Annotated in this window: 13 protein-coding genes and 1 riboswitch; of the genes, 2 read left to right on the top strand and 11 right to left on the bottom strand. The window is 71.5% G+C overall.

Features of this window, described 5'->3' with window-relative positions; genetic code table 11:
* Window positions 1-126: 126 nt before the first annotated feature.
* The 6 genes from ACZ6S0_RS29875 to ACZ6S0_RS29850 form a co-directional block, all read right to left on the bottom strand.
* Window positions 127-6,321, bottom strand: coding sequence for an RHS repeat-associated core domain-containing protein (locus ACZ6S0_RS29875; protein ID WP_465922633.1), 6,195 nt, complete (start codon window positions 6,319-6,321; stop codon window positions 127-129).
* A gap of 201 nt (window positions 6,322-6,522) precedes the next feature.
* Window positions 6,523-7,773 carry an RNA polymerase sigma factor gene (locus tag ACZ6S0_RS29870; protein WP_465922632.1) on the bottom strand — a complete coding sequence of 417 codons (1,251 nt, stop codon included), beginning with the start codon at window positions 7,771-7,773 and terminating at the stop codon, window positions 6,523-6,525.
* A gap of 55 nt (window positions 7,774-7,828) precedes the next feature.
* The gene (locus tag ACZ6S0_RS29865) at window positions 7,829-8,269 is read right to left on the bottom strand and encodes a YciI family protein (RefSeq protein WP_465922631.1); all 441 of its coding nucleotides are present in this window, start codon (window positions 8,267-8,269) and stop codon (window positions 7,829-7,831) included.
* Between the two features lie 215 nt (window positions 8,270-8,484).
* Window positions 8,485-9,198, bottom strand: coding sequence for a CHAP domain-containing protein (locus ACZ6S0_RS29860; protein ID WP_465922630.1), 714 nt, complete (start codon window positions 9,196-9,198; stop codon window positions 8,485-8,487).
* A gap of 12 nt (window positions 9,199-9,210) precedes the next feature.
* Window positions 9,211-9,348, bottom strand: a riboswitch (cyclic di-AMP (ydaO/yuaA leader).
* A gap of 116 nt (window positions 9,349-9,464) precedes the next feature.
* Entirely contained in the window at window positions 9,465-10,418 is a 954-nt protein-coding gene (locus tag ACZ6S0_RS29855) for a Gfo/Idh/MocA family protein (protein WP_465922629.1), read from the bottom strand.
* 94 nt (window positions 10,419-10,512) lie between these two features.
* On the bottom strand, window positions 10,513-11,334 hold the full coding sequence (locus ACZ6S0_RS29850; RefSeq protein WP_465922628.1) for an aldo/keto reductase: 822 nt from the start codon (window positions 11,332-11,334) through the stop codon (window positions 10,513-10,515).
* A gap of 97 nt (window positions 11,335-11,431) precedes the next feature.
* Here ACZ6S0_RS29850 and ACZ6S0_RS29845 point away from each other — a divergent pair, with 97 nt between their 5' ends.
* Entirely contained in the window at window positions 11,432-12,376 is a 945-nt protein-coding gene (locus tag ACZ6S0_RS29845; protein WP_465922627.1) for a hypothetical protein, read from the top strand.
* The gene (locus ACZ6S0_RS29840; protein ID WP_465922626.1) at window positions 12,373-13,551 is read left to right on the top strand and encodes a DUF6716 putative glycosyltransferase; all 1,179 of its coding nucleotides are present in this window, start codon (window positions 12,373-12,375) and stop codon (window positions 13,549-13,551) included. Before ACZ6S0_RS29845 ends, ACZ6S0_RS29840 begins: the two co-directional genes overlap by 4 nt.
* Here ACZ6S0_RS29840 and ACZ6S0_RS29835 read toward each other — a convergent pair.
* The 5 genes from ACZ6S0_RS29835 to ACZ6S0_RS29815 all read right to left on the bottom strand — a co-directional run bounded on the left by ACZ6S0_RS29835 (window position 13,535) and on the right by ACZ6S0_RS29815 (window position 20,062).
* Window positions 13,535-14,776, bottom strand: a complete 1,242-nt coding sequence (locus ACZ6S0_RS29835) for an alpha-2,8-polysialyltransferase family protein (protein WP_465922625.1) — start codon at window positions 14,774-14,776, stop codon at window positions 13,535-13,537. The two genes, ACZ6S0_RS29840 and ACZ6S0_RS29835, sit on opposite strands and share 17 nt — an antisense overlap.
* Complete coding sequence (locus ACZ6S0_RS29830) at window positions 14,776-15,756, bottom strand: glycosyltransferase family 2 protein (RefSeq protein WP_465922624.1); 981 nt, start codon at window positions 15,754-15,756, stop codon at window positions 14,776-14,778. Before ACZ6S0_RS29830 ends, ACZ6S0_RS29835 begins: the two co-directional genes overlap by 1 nt.
* Before the next feature lie 31 nt (window positions 15,757-15,787).
* A complete protein-coding gene (locus tag ACZ6S0_RS29825; RefSeq protein WP_465922623.1) occupies window positions 15,788-17,824 on the bottom strand; it encodes an N-acetylneuraminate synthase family protein in 2,037 nt (678 codons plus the stop codon).
* A gap of 73 nt (window positions 17,825-17,897) precedes the next feature.
* A complete protein-coding gene (locus ACZ6S0_RS29820) occupies window positions 17,898-18,572 on the bottom strand; it encodes a response regulator (protein WP_465922622.1) in 675 nt (224 codons plus the stop codon).
* Entirely contained in the window at window positions 18,569-20,062 is a 1,494-nt protein-coding gene (locus ACZ6S0_RS29815; RefSeq protein ID WP_465922621.1) for a sensor histidine kinase, read from the bottom strand. The genes ACZ6S0_RS29820 and ACZ6S0_RS29815 overlap by 4 nt, the downstream gene beginning before the upstream one ends.
* Window positions 20,063-20,126: the final 64 nt, after the last annotated feature.

The raw sequence follows: 20,126 nt of genomic DNA, 5'->3' as shown, positions 1-20,126 counted from the left end.
ATCAAGGGCATCTCACCCGCACGAACGGCCGCCACCCCACGGTGGCGGCCGCTCATGTCGTCCGGTGCGTGGCTGCGCCTCGGTCGGTCCGCCGGTGACCGAGGGTCACCGGCGGACCGGCCCGGGTCACCCGAAGGGCTTCTTGAGGAACCCTCGAATGAACCCGATGACGAACGCCCCGCCTCGGCCGACGTCGCTCATCCAGTCCCCGTACTTCGGGATCATGCCGACGCCGCTGCCGATGTTGGTGGCGTACTTGTCCTGATACTCGAGCCCGGTCTGCAGCCCCTTGTTGACCCGGGGGTGCCGGATCGCGACCCGCTGGACGGGACCCGGCCGCGACCCACTCGCGCTCGGCGGCCGGGTCGCCGGTGTGCGCGCCGCCCTGGGCGGCGACTGTCTCTGAGCCGCCCTCCGGCTGGACGGACGCGTGCCAGGCCGGTGCCTGATCGTGGTCTTGGGCCTGCTCGCGCGCCTGGTCACGGCCCTGGCCGCGGCCTGGGCCCGGCGCCTGTTCGCCGCGGCCTGGCGTGCGGCCTGCGCCGCTCTTCGCCGGGCCGCCTCGGCGGCGGCCCGCTGCCTGGCCTCCGCGGCCCGCCTGCGCGCCGCCGCCGCCATCCTGCGCCGCGCCGCCTCGGCGGCCCGCCTCCTGGCCGCCTCCACGGCCCTGCGCCTGGCGGCTTCCGCGGCCCGCCTCCTGGCCGCCTCCGCCGCCCTGCGCCGGGCCTCCTCCGCGGCCCGTCTCCTGGCCGCCGCGAGGGCCGCCCGCCGGGCAGCGGCCTGCGCCGCCCGCCTGGCCGCGAGGCTGACCCCGACCCTGACCACGACCGCGGCCGCGAACCAGAAGAGCTGCCCGTCGGGGTCGCTCGCGGTCACCGGGCTGTTGCCCGCGTAGGCGTAGGCGTTGAGTTGCTGCGGGTTCTCCGCGTCGATGATCGGGTCCACCGACAGGAAGCGGCCGAGCTTGGGATCGTACTCGCGGGCCCCGAGGTGGACGAGCCCGGTGGTCGGATCCTCGGTGCCGCCGACGAACCCGCGTTGCCCCGGCCACCAGGACGGTGGTGTCCCGCGATCCTCTCCGAACGGGGTCTGCCTGCGGACGGCCAGGTCCCCGGTGGCGGCGTTCACCGCGGCCTGTGCGGTGCCCTGGTGGTCGTTGGCCATGAACGAGACCTGGTTGTCCGGCGTGCGGACCGCGATGGCCTCGCCGCCGACGGTGTAGTAGCGGGTCTGCTCGACGACGTCCTTGGCGTGGTCGAGGCGCAGCTCCATGTCGTCGATGTAGAGGGTGGTGTCGGCCGGAGTCTTGCGGATGAGGCGGTCGCCGTCGGCGTCGTAGACGAACGACGTGGTCTTGCCCGCTTCCGTCACCGACTCCAGGTTGCCTTCGGCGTCCCAGACGAGGCTCTGGTCGGAGGCGCCGACCTTGCGCCTGGTGGTGTTGCCGGCGGCGTCGTACTCGAACAGGTCGGACCCCACGGCCTGCAGCGCGTGCGGCTGCTCGCCGCCGGGGGCGGGGTAGGTGTAGTCGCGGACCTGCTCGCCCGCGCCGCCGAAGGCGTGCTTGGTCTCCTTGGTCCGGTTGCCGGTGGGGTCGTAGGCGTAGCTGACCGCGTACGGGGCCACGCCGCCGACCTTGCCCGCGGCCGGGCCGGAGGCGCAGTCGTCCGTGGCCGTCCACGCCGAGGTCAGCCGGCGCAGGTGGTCATAGGTGAAGCACTGCGTGTCCTGGTTCGCCCGGTCGGTGATCTTGGTGATGTTGCCGATGGAGTCGTAGGCGTAGTTGAGGTCGAGGTCGGTCCTGGTCGTGCCCTCGCGGTCCAGCCGCATGCCGGTCAGCCTGCGGGTGGACTCGTCGTGCGTGTAGGTGAGCCAGGTCTTCCTGCCGCCTTCGCCCAGCTCGTACTGCAGGGTCTCGCCGAGCTTGGAGTAGCGGGTGGCCGTCACGTAGGCGGACAAACCGGTGACCTTGGTCGGCTGGCTCAGCTCGTCGTAGCTGTAGACGACCTGCTCCTCGGCCAGGCCGCCGGCGGCGGGGAAGCTGACGGACTGGACCTGGTCGTCGAGCGTGTAGCGGGTGTTGAGCTGGTAGGAACCGGCCAGCTTGCCCTCCCGCTCGGGGACGGTGACCGTCTGGCGCAGGGCGCGGTAGTCGGCGTCGATCGCGTTGATCTCGGCCCGGTACGCCTGCCCGTCCACGTAGCGGATGCTGGCGTTCATGTGGCCCCTGGCCAGGGCGTCGTACTTCCACTCGGCCAGCAGCGGCCCCGTGGACGACCCCTCGCGCAGCTCCGTCTTGCGGCCGAGGGTGTCATAGCCGTACCACAACGTCTTGCCGCGCGAGTCGGTCGTGGAGACCAGCTCGTCGGCGTCGTTGTACGTCATGGTGGTGACGCCCTTGTCCGGGTCCTCGGTCCTGATCTCCCGGCCGCGCAGGTCGTAGTGGTGCCGCCACACGTTCCCGGCGGGGTCGGTCACGGTGGACAGGCGTCCGGCGTGGTCGTAGGTGTACGTGGTGGACTCGTACGCGCCGGTCGGGGTGGCCCCCTTGTACTGGCGCAGCTCGATCAGCCGGTCCTCGGCGTCCCCGATCCGGGTGGTCGCGGTGCCGCCGGGCGGCGGCGTCACGTGCACCCGGTCACCCTCCTCCTTGACGGTGACCCGGTACTTCTCCACCCCCTTGGCCTTGAGGATCTCCGCGTTGACCTCGCCCGCGCCGTCGAACGCCGACACGACCTGAGCGGGCACGTCGGCGTCGGCCACCGCGAGCAAGCTGGTGGACGGCGTGCCGGTGGCGAAGTAGCCGGTGTTCTCCTTGTGCTTCTCACCCTGGGAGTTGTAGAAGGTGTCGGTGATCGTTCGGCCGTCACGCAGCGCGGGATCGGTCGTCTGGTCGTCCCTGGGCGCGGGTTCCTGGGTCTGGCGCTCGCGCATCAGGCCGTCGTACAGCTCGTGGCTGCTGGTGTAGGTGCCGTCGGCGTTGAGCGTCTTGGTGGTGACGACGCTGGGGCCGTTCGTGCGCACCGTGTAGGAGTATTCCGTGTTCGGCGACTGGCCCGCCGCCTTGCTGCGGTCGGGCTGCCAGACCTTGGTCAACCGGCCGAGGGCGTCGTACTCCAGGTCGACGCGCCGGTTGCCGGCGTCGATCTCGGCGACCGGCTCGCCCCAGGCCGGGTTGATCAGGGTGCGCTCGACGTGGCCGAGCTGGTTGGTCTCCGTGGTCTCCGTCGCGGGAGCGCCCGAGGACGGGCTGTAGACGGTGACGGACCTGGTGCCGACCGGATCCGTCTCGCTCGTCTCCCGGCCGTACACGTCGTAGGTGTGGGCGCGATCGGTGATCGTGGTCCCGTCCGCCGAGACCAGCTCCTGCACCGAGGTCACGTCACCCTTGGTCGGGGCCTGCCCGAACGCCTTGCCGTCGTAGTGGACCTTCTCGTCCGAGATGATCTCGCCGGCGGACAGCGTGGACAGGGCCGTGCCGCAGCCAGCCGCGACCTTCTGGACCCTGCTGGGGTAGTCGAGCATCCACGACGTGTCGTTGCGGGCGTAGGTGAACCGGGTGCACTGATCATCGTCCCCGTCGGCCAGGTCGCCCCGCTCGTCCACCTGGAGGAGGAGGCCCTTGGCGTCGTACGAGCGCTCCTCACCGGTACGCCGCCACCCGCCGCCCGCCACGGCGGTACGGGTGACCATGGACTTCGCCTCCACCAGGTGCGCGGCCTTGGTGACGCCGCCCTGCGTGGACTCGGCCGTCTTCACCGACCACGGTTCCTCCAGGGACGCGGTCAGCACCGACCCGCCGTCGCCGTCGAAGAGGATCTCCTCGCGCTCCAACCCGGCGTACTGGTCGAGGTCGTCGAGCTTGACGCCCTCGGAGTCCTCGACCTGCGCGCTGCGCTTGGAGCCGTCGGCCAGCTTGTCACCGTGCAGGCCCCGGAAGTAGCGGAACTCCGTGAGGGTCCGCCTGGTGTCCTGCCCGTCGCCCTCGCGCACGCGTACCCGGCCGAAGCCGCGGAAGTCGGACCACGTGCGGTGCTCGGGCTTGACCAGGATGTTCTCGGCGTAGCGCCAGCCGGCGCCGCCGAGGTACTCGTAGTCGGTGACCAGGTCGGGGGAGCCCGCGACCCGGTCGACCTCGACGGTCTGCGTGACCACGTACTTGTGGAACCAGTCGGTGACCTCGGCCTCGTTCGGCGGGGCCCACCGCTGGGGGAAGCAGCGCCTGGCGTTCTTGTCCGCCGCGGGAACGTCGCCCGGCTTGCAGTCGGCCGCCGAGTAGTTGATCCGCAGCTCGCCGCCCGACTCGTTGCCGATCGCCTGCACCCGCCACTTGACCAGCGGAGCGCGGCCCTCGAGCGCGTCCACCCGGTTGGGAAGCTGGACGCCGGTGAACGTGACCGGAGGCAGGGAGAGCGTGCCCCCGACGTGGCCGGTCTGCTGGATCGAGGCCAGCCACAGGGCCGGGCTCATGCCGTCACCCGAGGCGGGGAACTGGTGGGTCAGGGTCCAGGAGTCGACGGGGGTGTACTGGCCGGCGCCGTTGCCGAGCTGGGTGGTGACCTTGGTCAGCCGCTTGCGGCTGAAGAACGTCGGCGCCAGCCTGTCCGTGCACTTCACCCCGGCGTCGCAGATCTGGTCGAACGGCACGTCCGGCCAGCGGCTCGCGGTCTCCTTCTTCAGCTCTCCTGGCGCGCACGTCACCGTGCCGCCCGGCAGGCACCGCTCGGCCACGTCGAACACCACCCGGGCCGCGGGGGCCCTGGTGAACAGCTCGCCGCTCAGGTAGCCGTAGTCGATGCGCGTCAGGTAGGCGGCGCGCACGTACGAGGTGCCCAGCTCGGGCTTCATGCTGCGGCCGTAGTGGTTGGTCTCGCGCTCGTACCAGTAGGTGGTGGCGTTGCCGTGGGTGTCCACGGCCAGGTCCAGGTTCCACCGGTACGCCTGCTGGCACCAGGCGTTGGCCGGGGTGCTGTTGTAGCAGGGTTCCCCGCTGTTGTTGCCGAACACCGGCACCGTCTGCACGGACTTGGTCTCCGCCTTGCCGGTCGCCCAGCCGGGCAGCCGGTTCAGGCCGAAGGTGTACTGGGAGCCGTCGGGCGTGGTGACCCGCCAGTACTCGCCGTTGTTGTCGCCGTTCGTCGCGCCGGTCAGCGCCTCGATCCTGGTGCCGTCGTCGCGCTTGGGCCGCCACTGCTTCGTGGTGGCGTCCTTGACCAGCTCGACCGACGAACTGCCCAGCGACAGAACCGCGTTGTCCTGGTCCCAGCACAGATCGCCGGTCTTCTTACCGTCGATCATGCACGACTTGTAACGACGCTCGACGAAGCCGCCGGGACCGAGTTCGAAGCCCTCACCCGCCCAGGACGCCTGGTTGTTGGTGGAGGCGGTGCGCCCGTCCACGCTCTGCGAGGAGTAGCCGAGCGAGATCTGCGGCTCGTCCCCGCCCAGCGACGGCGGGGTACGCAGGTCGTAACCCCAGGTGAAGTCACCCGACTGGGTGCCCACGCTCCAGTCGGCGGAGGCGGCCAGCGAGGTGGCCGAGTGGTCGCCTGACTGGCCGGAGGCGGCGGCCGTCACCGCGTAGACCGCGCCGGTCTCGAACTCCGCGGTCAGCGTACCGGCCTGGGGATCGTTCCTGCCGGCGACCGGCTCGGGTTGCGGGCAGGCCGCGGTGGCGGTGGCCGCCTTCAGGCCGCACTCGGCCAGCTTGACCAGCCGCAGCCGAGCCCCGTAGTCGCCGCCGTAGGCGTACCGGAAGCCGGAGTAATCGATCTCCAGCCGGGTCTGCCCGGCGGCCTTGGCCGCGGGCACGCCCTGACCAGGAGAGACGCGCAGCGCCAGGCCGAGCAGGTCGGTGTCGAGCAACTCCACCGTGACCGGCTCCACCTCGGCAGCGGCCGCGGTCTTGGCCTGTTGCGGAGCCAGGCGGACCGGGAAATCGGCCGCGAGGGTCTTGGCGGCGCTCCCGCCGAGCTCCGCCTTCTGCGGCTTCGGCCAGGTGACGCCCGGCGGTGCGCTCCATGCCTGCTTGGCAATCGGATTCTCGAGCGGCGCCTTGACGGGCACCTGCCCGCCCGTGACCGGCGTCTCCTTCTGCACGGACGGGGCCGGACGGGGAGCCGCATAGGCGGGCACGGCGTACGCCATCTCCACCAGCAGGACGACGGCGAGAACCGGAGCCAGCCTGCGCGGCCAGCGCGATTCACGCTTGACGCCTTCGAAACGATTCCAGGAGGCGTCCGGGTGAACGGGATCGGGAGGTGTCGGCTGAAGGCCGTTCCATCGGGACTCGGGCAGGTCTAACTCACTGGGCAGATCCATGAACCTTCTCCAGAGGGCTGCCGGTCGGGACGTACGGGGGCGGGGCCTCACCCGTTTCGAACAGGAGCTGGCGCGTGAGGCGATGAGCCCTCGAGCGTGTCCGCGATCACAGATTGGTGATCGGATCGTCGCGCTCGTCCGGCCGTAGGTCCAGACTTCTGCGCATTCTGCTCACCCGCTTCTCGGCGGCAGAGGCGGCCCCTACGCGGTCGAGGGGCGGCAGGCGGCGGCGCGGTCCTCGAGGAGGGCGCGTTCGCGGGAGTTGCGGGTCAGGCCCGCCGCCCGCTCGAACTCCGCCCGCGCCTCCTCCGTGCGGCCCAGCTTGGCCAGCAGGTCCCCGCGTACGCTCGGCAGCAGGTGGTAGCCCTTGAGCGACGGCTCGTCCACGATCTGGTCGAGCAGCTCCAGCCCGGCCGCCGGCCCGTAGGCCATCGACAGCGCCACGGCCCGGTTGAGCTCCACCACGGGCGAGCGCGACAGGCGGGCCAGCGACTCGTACAGGCTCGCGATGCGCCCCCAGTCGGTGTCCTCCGGGTCGACGGCGCGGGCGTGGCAGGCGGCGATGGCGGCCTGCAGCGCGTACGGGCCGGGCGTGCCCGACAGCGACTCGGCGAGGTCGAGCGCGGCCAGACCACGGCCGATGAGGAGCCGGTCCCAGCGGGCGCGGTTCTGCTCCAGCAGCAGGATCGGCTCGCCCGACGGCCCCACCCGGGCGGCCGACCTGGACGCCTGGATCTCCATGAGCGCGACCAGGCCGTGCACCTCGGGCTCCTTGGGCATGAGACCGGACAGCACGCGGCCGAGCCGCAGCGCGTCCTCGCACAGCGCGGGACGCATCCAGTCGTCGCCGGCCGTGGCCGAGTAGCCCTCGTTGAAGATCAGGTAGATGACCTCCAGCACGGACGACAGGCGGCCCGCCAACTCCGCCCCCTGGGGCACCTCGAACGGGATCCCCTTGTCGGCCAGCGTGCGCTTGGCGCGGACGACGCGCTGCGCCACGGTGGACTCCGAGACCAGGAACGCCCGCGCGATCTCGTCGGTCGTCAGGCCGCCGAGCACGCGCAGGGTCAGCGCCACCCGCGCCTCCATCGACAGGGCGGGGTGGCAGGCCGTGAACACCAGCCGCAGCAGGTCGTCCTCGATCTCGTCGACCTCGGGAAGCTCGTCCTCCAGGTCGATGCGGTGGCCGAGTTCGACGAGGTTGCGCTGGAGGCGTTCGTTCCTGCGGATGAGGTCGATGGCGCGGCGTTTGGAGACCGTCATCAGCCAGGCGCCGGGGTTGCGCGGCACGCCGGACTCCGGCCACTGCTCCAGCGCGGCGACCAGGGCGTCCTGTGCCAGCTCCTCGGCGAGGCCGACGTCGCGCACCAGCCCGGCGAGCCCGGCGATGAGCCGGGCCGCCTCGATCCGCCAGACCGCCTCGATGGCGCGATGGGTGTCGGAAGCCGTCACCGGCCCATGAGACCAGCCCCGCCCCTCCCGCCGCAACCCGAGCCGGTGGGACGGGTCACGCGTCGGGGGTGTCCACGCCCAGGCGCTCGCGCAGCGCCTCCTCGCGCTCGCGCTCGTCCGCGGGCATCGAGTCGTCCGGTACGTCCGAGGCGTCGAACACCTGCCACACGTCCAGCCCCACCCCCTCGTGCCCCGGCGGCACCGGCACGCGCAGGGCCCACTCGACGGCCTCCTCCCGCGACTTGACCTGGATCAGCCAGAACCCGGCGATCAGCTCCTTGGCCTCCGTGAACGGCCCGTCGATCACGCTGGCCCGGCCCCCGCTGTAGGCGATCTGCGCGCCGTGCGAGCTGGGGTAGAGCCCCTCGGCCGCGAGCAGCACCCCGGCCTTGGCCAGGGACTCGTTGTAGGCGTGCATGTTGTCCACCAGCTCCTGGCTGGGCAGCGTCCCGGCCTCTGTCTCGGCGTTGGCCTTGCCCACGATCATGAACTTCATCGGTGTCGTCTCCTTCGGGGCGTGGCGGCCTCGGTGGCCGTCCTCGTCGACGCGTCGAACGGCCGGGCCGCGGATCGACACTACGCCGTCGTGGGGTCGTGGGGTCGTGGGGTCGTGGGGTCGTGGGGTCGTGGCGTCGTGTGCGCGGGAACGCGCCGAGCGCGCGGCCCCGGGATGGGGCCGCGCGCTCGGCGGAGGGGGTGGGGGGAGGCGGGTCAGACGGCGTAGTCGGGGTAGCCGTAGCCGACGACCTGCGACTTCGGACGGACGCGCTCCTCCACCTTGCCGTTGCCGGTGTTGCCCTCGACGGTGGAGATGGTGCCGTCCTGGTTGTCCTTCAGCACGAAGCCGACGTGCTCGATGTCGCTCAGCGCCTTGCTGCCGCCCCAGGAGAAGAACACCACGGCGCCGGGCTTCGGGACGGTGCCGAAGCGGTTGTTGGCCGCGAACCACTTGGCGTGGGTCACGGTGTAGGCGTCCCAGCCGATCTGCTGGCGGGCGCCGGTCTGGTCGCCGACCCAGGAGACGAACATCGCGCACCAGGCGGCGTTCAGGTACGCGGCGCGGTTGCCGCCGTCACGGGCGATGGTCTCGGCGGCTCGCTGCGAGGCGGCGTACCACTGCTGGTACTTGGTGCCGCCGCCGTAGGAGTTCTCGGAGGTGCCGATCTGGGACTTGGCCAGGGCCAGGACCTGCTCGGCGGTGACGTTGACCTTGTTCTCGCTCGCCGCGCCGTCCTTATGGGCGGCGACGGCGGCGTCCGGGTGCCTGGCTCCGGTGGCCGCGGCGACGCCGATCGCGGAGTCGGCGCTGGCCGTGACGGCGTGGGAGCCGAGGGCCGTGGCGATGACGGTCGCGCCGACGAAGGTGCTGACGAGGGCGCGGACCAGAGGGCTCTTCGAGGTATCGGTAATACGGTGCTTGGCCATCGAGGGGGTTACTCCTTGCTTCCATGCCGCTTACCGGGTTAGCTGACGGGTTCGGACGTGGAAGCTGCCCTACGGCACCGAAGTGCCGATTCACCCCAAGGAACGTGGGTCCCCGGTTCCGCCCGCAGGCGGATTCAGCGGTCACAGGACGATCCTGTGATCTGTCGTGCGATGGTCGACACAGCCGGACAAACCGGTCATATGCCTCAAGTAGTCATCTAAGGTAATACATGAGGCAAGGGGATGACAAACCCCTAAACGCGATGTCAGTCCAGTTGTCTCCGCGCGGCGGCCAGAAGCCCCATCATGGCAAGGGATTCGTCGAGGGGCATGATCGAGGATTCGGTCTTTCCCTCGGCCACCGCGGCGCGGACCTCGCGCAGCTCACCGGCGTATCCGTTGTCGGCGGGATCGAGCACCAGCTCCTCCGGCTCCATGCCGGGCCCGGTGAGCAGGATCCGCTCCGGCGCCCAGAACGGCGCCGCGAGGTCCGCTCGCATCGATGTCCCGACAACGCCGGCCTGGTTCGGGTAATTCCCCAGCAGCGACGACGCCACGAGCGCGTGCCGCCCTCCGGGGTAGAGCAGGAGCCCGGCCACCTCCGCGTCCACCCCGGTCGGGGCCAGCGAGCCGGTGACGCGCAGCTCGGAGGGCGCGCCCAGGAGCAACTGGGCCAGGCCGAACGGGTAGATCCCCAGGTCGAGGAGGGAGCCGCCGCCCAGCTCCGGCGCCCACAGCCGGTGCGCGGGGTCGTACGGCGCGGCGAACCCGAACGTGGCCTGCACCGACCGGATCTCGCCGAAGCGCGGGTCGGCCGCGATCCGCTGGATGAGGGGGTTGAACCTCATCCACATCGCCTCCATCAGGAACACGCCCGCCTCGCGCGCCAGGCGTACCATCTTCGCCGCGTCGTCCACGGTCGCGGCCAGCGGCTTCTCGCACAGCACGGCCTTGCCCGCGGCGATGGCCGCCTCGGCCACCTCCAGGTGCTGCGCGTGCGGCGTGGCCACGTAGACGGCGTCCACGGCCGGGTCGGCGCACAGCTCGGCGTAGGAGCCGTACGCCGACTCCGCGCCCAGTGTCGAGGCCAGGTCCTGCGCCCTGGTCAGGTCTCTGGATCCGACGGCGGCCACCCGCATACCGGGCTCCGCCACGATCGCCGTGCCCACCCTGCGGGCGATGGCTCCGGTCGCGGCTATTCCCCATGTGAAATCTCGCACGCGGGAGATCGTATATGGAAGGTAAAAAATCAGGTAAAAGAGGTGCTCGTTACTAAGAAATGCTGTCAAATGACACATCGGTCACAGGGGTCACTCACATCATGTTGAACGTCTCCGGATCCGGCCCCAGTCGCAGCCCCTTGTTCAGCGCGCCGATGGCCGCAATGTCCTCGGCGTCGAGAATGAAGTCGAAGACGTCGATGTTCTCGGCGATCCGCGTGGGCGTCACCGACTTCGGGATCACCACGTTGCCGAGCTGAAGGTGCCAGCGGAGCACGATCTGGGCCGGTGTCCTGCCGTACTTGTCCGACAGCACCCCCAGCGCCGGGTCGTCCAGCAGCCCCCTGCCCTGGCCCAGCGGGCTCCACGCCTCGGTGAGGATGCCGTTGGCCTCGTGGAAGGCCCGCAGCTCCCGCTGCTGCAGGTACGGGTGCAGCTCGATCTGGTTGATGGCCGGGGTGATGTCGGTCTCGTCCATGAGCCGGGTGAGCGTGGCGACCGTGAAGTTCGAGGTGCCGATGGCCCTGACCCGGCCGTCGCGGTAGAGCTTCTCCAGCGCCCGCCACGCCTGCACGTACTTGCCGTGCTGCGGCATCGGCCAGTGGATGAGGAACAGGTCCACGTAGTCGAGACCCAGCCGGGCCAGGCAGTCGTCGAACGCCGCCGCCGCGCGGACGTGGTCGGCGTTGCCCAGCTTCGTGGTCACGAAGATCTTCCCGCGCGGCAGCCCGCTCCCGCGTACGGCCCGGCCCACGCCCTCCTCGTTGCCGTAGGCGGCGGCGGTGTCGACGTGCCGGTAACCGGTCTTGAAAGCGGTGGCGACCGCCTGTTCGGCCTCTTCGGCCGGAACCTGCCAGACGCCGTATCCGAGCTGCGGAATTTGCACGCCGTCCGTGTTGAGCATGAGCGAGTTCATACCCTCCATTGTTCACGTCGCGTTTCTGAGCGCTTAAGCCGGTGGGGCTACCTTGGAGCGGTCGTGACGGGCCATCACCCCGCTGGGAGGACAACGAGTGGTCGAACAGGCGTCGGCCTGGGTGGAGTCCCCGCTCCAGATGCTGTGCGCCGTCGAGGCTCACCACGCCGGGCTCCTCGGCCCGGCGACCGCCGTCGTGCCGCGTGCCGGTCTGCGCCCGCTGAAGGCCACCCGGCGCGAGCTGTGCGCCCTCGGGCTGCCCGAGGGGCTCGAGCTGGCCGAGCCGCGCGAACGCATGCCCAGGCGCGTCCAGGCCGTCGGAGACGCCTTCTCCGGCCGGGTGCAACTGCGCTGGCTCATCTCCCGTCCCGGCCACATCGTCATCGTGGACGACGGGCTGGCCACGCTGCGGCTGCTGGAGCTGCTGGCGGCGGGCCCGTACCGGCCGCTGCTGCGCGCCCGCGCCGAGCCGACTCCGCTGCGCAGCGCCCTGGGCCTGGCCGCCGCGCTGCGGCTGCGCCTGGCCAGGGTGTCCGTCTTCACCGCGCTGACCGTGGACGACAAGCTCGAGGAGGCCGTCCGCGCCGCCGGGGTCGACCTCGTCCGCCACGACTTCGCCTGGCTGCGCGCGCAGCCGCCCAGCGCCGAGGGCCCCGCGGAGCGCACGGTCGTGCTCGGCACCTCGCTCGTGCGCAACGGCCTGGTCCACCGCGACCACTACCTGCGCTGGCTGACCGAGCTGGCCGCCCGCGAGCCGCTGGCCTACTACCCGCACCGCCGCGAGGACCCCGTGGACGTCGCGCTGATCCGGGAGCGCCCCGGCATCACCGTCCACGACGCGGGCGCCCCCGCCGAGCTGACGCTGCGCGGCCTGGACGCCGGCCACCGCGTGCTCAGCCTCCCCTCGACCGCGATCACCTCGCTGCGGGTGCTGCTCAGCCCCCGGGGCGTCGCCGTCGAGCCCGTCGACGTTCCCGATGACTGGTGGACCAGCAGGGCAGCCCCCGCCCTGCGATCACATTTGACTGGAGTGTCCGGGTGAGAGTGCTGGCGGTCGCCGACTCCGACTCCTATTTGAAGTGGGCGGCCTGCCTGCTCGGTGACCTGCCTTCGGGCTGCGTGACGGAGCTGGTCGTGGTGCGCACACCGATCGCGCCGTCGCCGGAGCAGATCGCCGCCGCCGTGGGCGGGCGCGAGGTGCCGCCGGTGCTGTCGGCGCGGTCCGTACGCCGGCTGGCCGAGCGTACGCAGCCCGACGTGATCCTGCTGGCCTGCACCGGCCCCGTGGTCGACGTGCTGGTGGCCGACGTGCTCGACGAGCTGCGGCCACGGCCGGTGTTCGTCAGCGGGCTGCCGGGCATCTCGGTGCCGGCCACGGAGAAGGCGTGGCTGTTCCGCAGCGGCTGCGACCTGTTCGTGGTGCACAGCGAGCGGGAGGTGGCCGAGTTCTCCGAGATCGCCGCCCGGCTCGGCGGGGGAGGGGCGGTGGGCCTGGCCCGGCTGCCGTTCCTGCGTACCCGCTCCGGCGGGCCGGCCGCCGTGCCCGGCGGGAACCGGGTGGTCTTCGCCACCCAGGCCAAGGTGCCGCGCGTGCGGGAGCAGCGCGAGCAGATCCTGCTGTCGCTGGCCGAGCTGGCCGAGCGCCGTCCCGAGCTGGACGTGGTGGTCAAGCTGCGCGCCCTGGAGGACGAGCGGCAGACGCACAACGAGCGCTTCCACTACCAGCGGCTGTGGCGGGAGATGGGCGAGCCCGGCCGGCTGACGTTCGCGGCCGGGTCGATGCAGGAGCAGCTCGAACTGTCGGCCGGGTTCGTGACGGTGAGTTCGACGGCGGCGCTGGAGGCCATCGCGATGGGCGTGCCGTCGCTGGTGCTGAACGACTTCGGCGTCAGCGCCGAGATGATCAACCTGGTGTTCGAGGGCAGCGACCTGCTCGGCTCGATGGAGGAGCTGGCCGAGGGCGCGTTCCGCCTCGCCTCACCGGCCTGGTGCGCGGCCAACTACTTCCAGCCGGCCGAGCGCAACGACTGGTCGGGCCTGCTGGCCGGGCTCGTGATCGCCCGGCCGCGGACGCCCGCCAAGTCACTGCTCGACGGGCCCGAGCACGCCGCCGCGCGGCGCAGGGCCCGCCTCCGGGTGGAGGTGCCGCCCAAGATGCTGCGGGCGGGATACCGGGCCAAGCGCCGCATGCGCCGCTATCTCAAATCGCTGACCTGATCTTCCTGCGGATCCTGGTGAACGCGCTGGGCTTGCCGGCGTCGGCGAAGCCCAGCGTCTCCAGGCGCTTGCGCTTGAAGTAGCGCGGATCGAACTCGATGTGCTCGGGCCGCAGCTCGGGATAGGCCTCGGCCTGCATGCAGTAGCCCACCGCGCGCACCAGCTCCGGCAGGTCGACCGCCGGCGGCTGCTCGACGTGCCCCTCGGCCGACAGCCTCGGCAGCACGGCGTCCACGATCGTGGCCGGGATCCGGTTGCTGTTCTCGTACGGGGTCAACCGGCTCAACACCAGATCGGTGCCGTACGAGGCCACCCGCAGCCCGAAGTAGCGCTGGGCGGTCACCAGCCCCGTGGAGAAGCAGCCCACCACCAGCTCGGGCCGCAGCGCCGCGAAGCAGACCTCGGCCGGCACGCTCTCCCCGGCCACCGACAGGCGCACCCCCAGCGGTCCGGCGGCCGAGCGCAGGAGCTGCGCGTGCCGGCGGCCGGCGGCCGGGTGCGGCTTGAAGACCACGTCGGTGCAGCCGCGCGCGGCCAGGGCCTTGAGCATGGTCTCGTGCAGGCCCGCCTCCTCCTCCGGCGTGACGATGTCGAGCGCCGACAGGTACTGCCCGAGGATGATCGCCTTCCCGGCCATCATGTCGGGGGCGGTGGCGGTGACCTCGTGCACGATCGCCAGGAACCGCTCGTCCGGCAGGATCTCGGGGGCGACGTCGTACTCGCTGAGCAGCAGCGGCGTGAGGCCGGGCACCAGGTCGAGGTGGATCAGGCGGCCGATGCGGCGGAAGATCTCGGCGGGCAGCGGGTCACGGGTGGGGCCGTAGCTCATCAGCCCGTCGGAGTAGACCGTGATCGGGCAGTCGCGCACGAGGCCCGCGATCGTCCGCGCCGGCGGCACCGCGATCGACTCGAGCACCAGCTCCTCGACGTCCTCCAGCCTCCAGTGGGAGCGCAGGAGGCGCTCCATCATCGGCACCTCGATGACGCGCGCCCGCCAGTCGGACGGGTGCAGCGGCGCGATGAGGTCGTTCCAGGAGAACACCTCGTCGAAGCGCGAGCGCAGCACGGCGAAGCCGGGCGTCCTGTCCAGCGGCGTCGACACCTCGGGGACGGCCGCGTTGTTGGACACGATCAGCACCCGGCGGCCGTCGCCGAAGCGGCCGTCGTCGATGGCGGCCGCGAGTGACATCGCCCCGAACAGGGTCGAGGCGTAGAAGACCTTCACTAGGACTCCTCCCGGTCGCGGCGGACCCGGACGTTCGGGCTTGAGGGCAGGTCGGGCACCAGGTCCCGCAGCGTCGCCTCGCGTTCGACGGACATCCGCGCCACCGACTCGGACACCAGCTCGGCCGGCAGCGCCCGCACCATCTGCGCGCCCCGCTCCTCGAAGCGGGCGCGCAGCGCCGGGGTGAACCGCTCGCCGATCTCCAGATGGTGGGCCAGCAGCGCGCAGAAGTTGCGTACGGCCTTGGGCAGGAACCTCGGCTCGAGGTCCTTGAAGACCAGCTCGAACGCGTCGAAGAAGTGGAGCTGGCGCTCGTCGCCCACCTGGGTGAGCGACCCCGACACCATGCGCCGGTAGAACACCCCGGCCAGCGACACCACCGCGAACGTGGCGGCCTCGCGGTGCAGCCGCCAGATCCACGGCCGGTCCTCGGCCGTGTGCAGCGAGCCGGGGAAGTGCAGCAGGTCGTGCAGCGAGCGCCGGTAGACGCCCGCCCACGCGTAGGGATAGTCGACCATGGTCCGCACACTCGCGGGCAGGATGGCGTCGCGGGGGTCGTGCACCACGCCCCGCCGCGCCAGCGGAGCGCGGTGCACGACCCGTTTGCGGCCCTCCACCTGCACGTGGTCGACGCGGACGAAGTCGCAGTCGAGCCCGTCGATCGCCTCGACGAGCTGTGCCAGGTAACCGGGGGCGAGCCAGTCGTCGCCGTCCATGAACGTGACGTACCGGCCCGAGGCGGCCGACAGGCCCGTGTTGCGCGCGTCGGCTAACCCCACCGGGGCGGGGTTGCGCAGCGTGATCAGCCCGGGGAGGTCACCGGCGAAGTCGTCGATGATGTCTCCCGTGGCGTCCACGGACCCGTCGTTCACGACGATGAACTCGAAATCGTGGCGCGCGTTGCGAGACAGCGAGGTGAGCGCGTCCGCGATGAAGCGCTCGCCGTCCCGCACAGGCACGACGACCGAGAGCGTGATCAATGTGTTGTTTCTCCTGGGGGGTGGATAACGGTCAGACGGTCACGCGGCGCAGGCGGGCCTTGGGCGCCTCCTCGCCGGGGAAGACCCGCTTGACGCCGTCGCCCAGGGCCTGCTCGATGATGCGGATGTCGCGGACGAGGTGCTCGAGCCCGGACGGCTCCAGCGAGGCCGCGTGGTCGGAGCCCCACATCGTGCGGTCGAGGGTGATGTGCCGCTCCACGCAGACCGCGCCCAGCGTGACCGCGGCCAGCGAGATCTGCAGGCCGCGCTCGTGCCCGGAGTAGCCGACGGGCACGCCGTAGCGCTCCTTGAGCGTGGTGATCGTACGCAGGTTCGCCTCTTCCGGCGGCAGCGGGTAGGTCGACGTCGCGTGCATCATGATGAGCTTATCGGTGCCGAGGATGTCGACCGCCGTGTCGATCTCCTGGAGCGTGGACATGCCGGTCGACAGGATGAGCGGCTTGCCGGTGGCGGCCAGGGCGCGCAGCAGCTCGTGGTCCGCCACGCTGGCCGAGGCCACCTTGTGCACCAGGACGTCCATCTCCTCCAGGAACTCCACCGACGGCACGTCCCACGGGGAGGCGAACCAGTGCAGCCCGCGCTCGTCGCAGTACTTCGCGATCTGCCGGTACTCGTCGCGGCCGAACTCGGTGCGCTCCTTGTACTCCAGGTACGTCATCTCGCCCCACGGCGTCTGCCGGATCTGGCCCTTCTGCTCCTCGGGCACGCAGATCGCGGGGGTGCGCTTCTGGAACTTGACCGCCTGGCAGCCGGCGTCGGCCGCCACGTCGATGAGCCGCCTGGCCAGGTCGAGGTCGCCGTTGTGGTTGATGCCGATCTCGCCGATGACGTACACCGGCTCGTCGTCGCCGACCAGCAGGTCACCGATCGCCACGGGGCCGAGGCGCGGCCGGGCGCGCAGCTCGGCGGCGGGCTGCGCGGGCCGGGCGGCCAGCACGCGGTCGCACAACTCGCGCACCGCGCCGGAACCGCCGGGCGTGGTCAGCACCACGCGGGCGGCGGCGCGCGCCTGCGGGTGGGCGTCGGGCGTGGCGACGGGCCAGCCGACCTCGGCCATCGGGCCCAGGTCGTTGACGTCGTTGCCGACGTAGGCGACGCGGGCGGGGTCGAGGCCCTCGTCGTTCAGCCAGTCGCGCAGCACCGAGCGCTTGTCGGCCAGCCCCTGCAGCACGGGCACGCCCAGCTTGTGGGCGCGGGCGGCCACCACCGGGTTCTGCTCGGTGGACAGGATCAGCACCTTGACGCCCGCGCGCCTGAGCAGCGACACGCCCATCCCGTCGGAGCGGCTGACCTGCACCGTCTCGCGGCCCTCTGAGTCGATGTAGGCGCGGTCGTCGGTGTGCACCCCGTCGAAGTCGGTGACGACGGCGTCGACGTCGATCGGCTCGGGCGAGTCGACGAACGGGGCGAGCGCGCGCACCAGCGCGAGGTCCTCCGGGTTGTCGATCTCGATCGCGTGCTGCGGCGGCACCGGCTGCACGGCGACCCGGCCGAAGAAGCGGTGACCGTGCTCGCGCAGTCCGGAGGTGCGCATGACGTAGAAGGCGCCGTTCTCGCGGAACTGCTCGTCGCGGTCCTGGCGGCGCTGCCGGACGGCCGGGTCGTGGTTGATCCCGTCGCCCGTGGCCGTCCAGAGGAACTCGTGCGTGGGCAGCCCGGACACCACCGAGTCGGCCTCGCCGTCCAGCACCCTGCGCACCGCCGCCGACAGGTCCTCGGGGTCGATGAACGCGCTGGTGCACTGCACCAGCACGACGACCTCCGGGTCCTCGCCGAGAGCGTCGAGCGCGTGCAGCACCGCGGACTCGCTGGAGGCGGTGGCGCCGCTCAGCTCCTCCGGACGCTCCACCACGACCGCGCCCGCCTGCCTGGCGGTCTCGGCGATCCCGCCGTGGTCGGTGCTGACCACGACCTGGTCCACCAGCTCGGCGCGCACACAGGCCCGCACCGCCCGGGTGACCAGCGGGACGCCCCCGACCAGGGCGAGGTTCTTCAGGGGTACGCCCGCCGAACCTCCGCGGGCGGGAACAACGGCCAGGACTCGCAAGATGTGTCTCCTAAGTGCATCGGACTGCACCCAGAAGCTAGAGGGCCGGATTGAACAGCCAGCGTCACCGTCATTAACTTTCCATGGGGATCCGGTAGAGCAACTCTGGCCGGCCCACCCCTCCGTACTGCGGGATGCGGACCGCGACACCCAGCTCGACCAGGTATTCCAGGTAGCGGCGGGCCGTCACCCTCGACACTCCGACCCCGTCCGCCACGGCCTGCGCGCCCATGCCGCCGGGGTGCGCGCGCAGTCTGGCCGCGACCGTGTCCAGGGTGTCCCTCGCCATGCCTTTGGGCAGCTCCGAGGGGCCTCGGAGGGTGCCGAGGATCCGGTCCACGTCGCCCTGCCCGACCGCGCTGATGCCCACCCCGGCCTCCTCCTTGAACCGGGCGTAACGCAGCAGCTTCTCCGCGAGTGTCGCGTACGTGAACGGCTTGAGCAGGTATTGGGAGATTCCGAGCGACACCGCTGAACGCACCATTGCCAGATCGCGAGCGGAGGTGACCGCGATCACGTCGCACATGAGCCCGCTCGCGCGCACCGCCCGGCACACCTCCAGGCCGTGCATGTCGGGCAGGTAGAGGTCGAGCAGGACGAGGTCGACGGGCCGCCGGCGGAGGAACCGCAGCGCCTCCCCGCCCGACCTGACCACCCCGGCCACCTCGAAGCCCGCCACCCGCTCCACGTAGATGCGGTTGGCCTCGGCGGTGATCTCCTCGTCCTCGACGACCAGTACGGAGATCATCGCACCCGCTCCCGCACCGGCAGCCGTACGGTGAACACCGAGCCGGTCACCTCGATCGTCCCGCCGAGGCGGCGTACCGACTGGCCCACCAGCGCCAGGCCCAGCCCGTGGCCGTCGCCCTTGGTGGTCCAGCCCTTCTCGAAGGCGGCCGGTTCGGTCAGCCCGGGGCCGTCGTCGGCCACCCTGATCACCACCTCGCTCTCGTCCGCGCTCAGGTGCACCTCCACGCGGGTGGCCGCGTCGATCGCGTTGTCGATCAGGTTGCCCACGATGGTGACCAGCTCGCGCGGGTCGAGGCCCGGGTCGTCCAGCTCGCTGTCCGGGCTGATCACCAGCTCCCCGCCGCGCTCCGCGGCCTCGGCACTCTTGCCCAGCAGCAGCGCCGCCAGCACCGGCTCGCGTACCGCGCCCACCACCCGGTCGGTCAGCTCCTGCGCGGCCCGCAGCTCGGCCGTGCCCAGCGCCACCGCCTGCTCGGTACGGCCCAGCTCCACCAGCGTGATGACCGTGTGCAGCCGGTTGGCCGCCTCGTGCGCGGCCGAGCGCAGCGACTCGGCGAAGCCGCGCTCGGCGTCGAGCTGTCCGGTCAGCGTCTGCAGCTCCGTGTGGTCGCGTACGGTGATGACCGTGCCGAGCCTGCTGGGGGCGCTGTTGACGGCCAGCACCCGGTCACCGGCCAGGTGCACCCGCTCCTCCTGGCCGGACAGCATGCCCGCCAGGCCCAGCTCGGACACGTGGCGTCCCTCGGCGTCGGCGGGCAGGCGGAGCAGCAGCCGGGCCGCGTCGTTGCACAGCGTCAGCGTGCCGTCCCTGCCGACCAGCAGCAGCCCCTCCCGTACGGCGTGCAGCACGGCGTCGTGGTGCTCGTGGATGCGGCCCAGCTCGACGGGGCCCAGCCCGTGTGTCTGACGCCGGAGCCGGGCCGTGACCAGCCACGTTCCCGCGGCTCCGAGTGACAGCGCGAGCGCGACGACGAGGCCGCCCCAGGCGAACTGGTCGCGCAACCTGGCGCTGATCCGGTCGATCGTGATGCCGGCGGCGACCAGCGCCCGCACCTGGCCGTCGGCCACGACCGGCGTCACCGCGCGCTTGGAGGGGCCCAGCGTGCCGGTGTAGGTCTCGGTGAACGTCTCTCCCGCCAGCGCCCGATCCGTGTGGCCGAGGAAGCGGCCGCCGATCTGGTTGGGGTTGGGGTGGGTGTAGCGGGTGCCGTCGGGCTTCATGATCGTGACGAAGTCGACGCCCGTCGCGGCGCGCACCCGTTCGGCGTACGGCTGCAGCCGCGTGCTCGGGTCGCGTTGGCCGAGGGCCTCCATGACGTCGGGGGAGGCCGCCACGCTGACCGCCACGGCCCTGGCCATGGTGCCCGCCTCCTCGGTGAGCAGCTCGTGGGCCTGCACCAGGGTGAGCACCGCACCGCCGGTCACCGTGACGGCGACCACGAGCAGTTGCAGGACCAGCATCTGCCCCGCCAGGCTCCAGCGCCGCATCCTGCTTCCCTTCTGTGAACGAAACTTACGCAATGGTGACCTACATCACTGTGAGGCGCATAGT

It is taken from the genome of Nonomuraea sp. NPDC051298, assembly GCF_055586305.1.
Note: the sequence above shows the minus strand (reverse complement) of the source record. Positions and strands in the feature narration are given on the sequence as shown.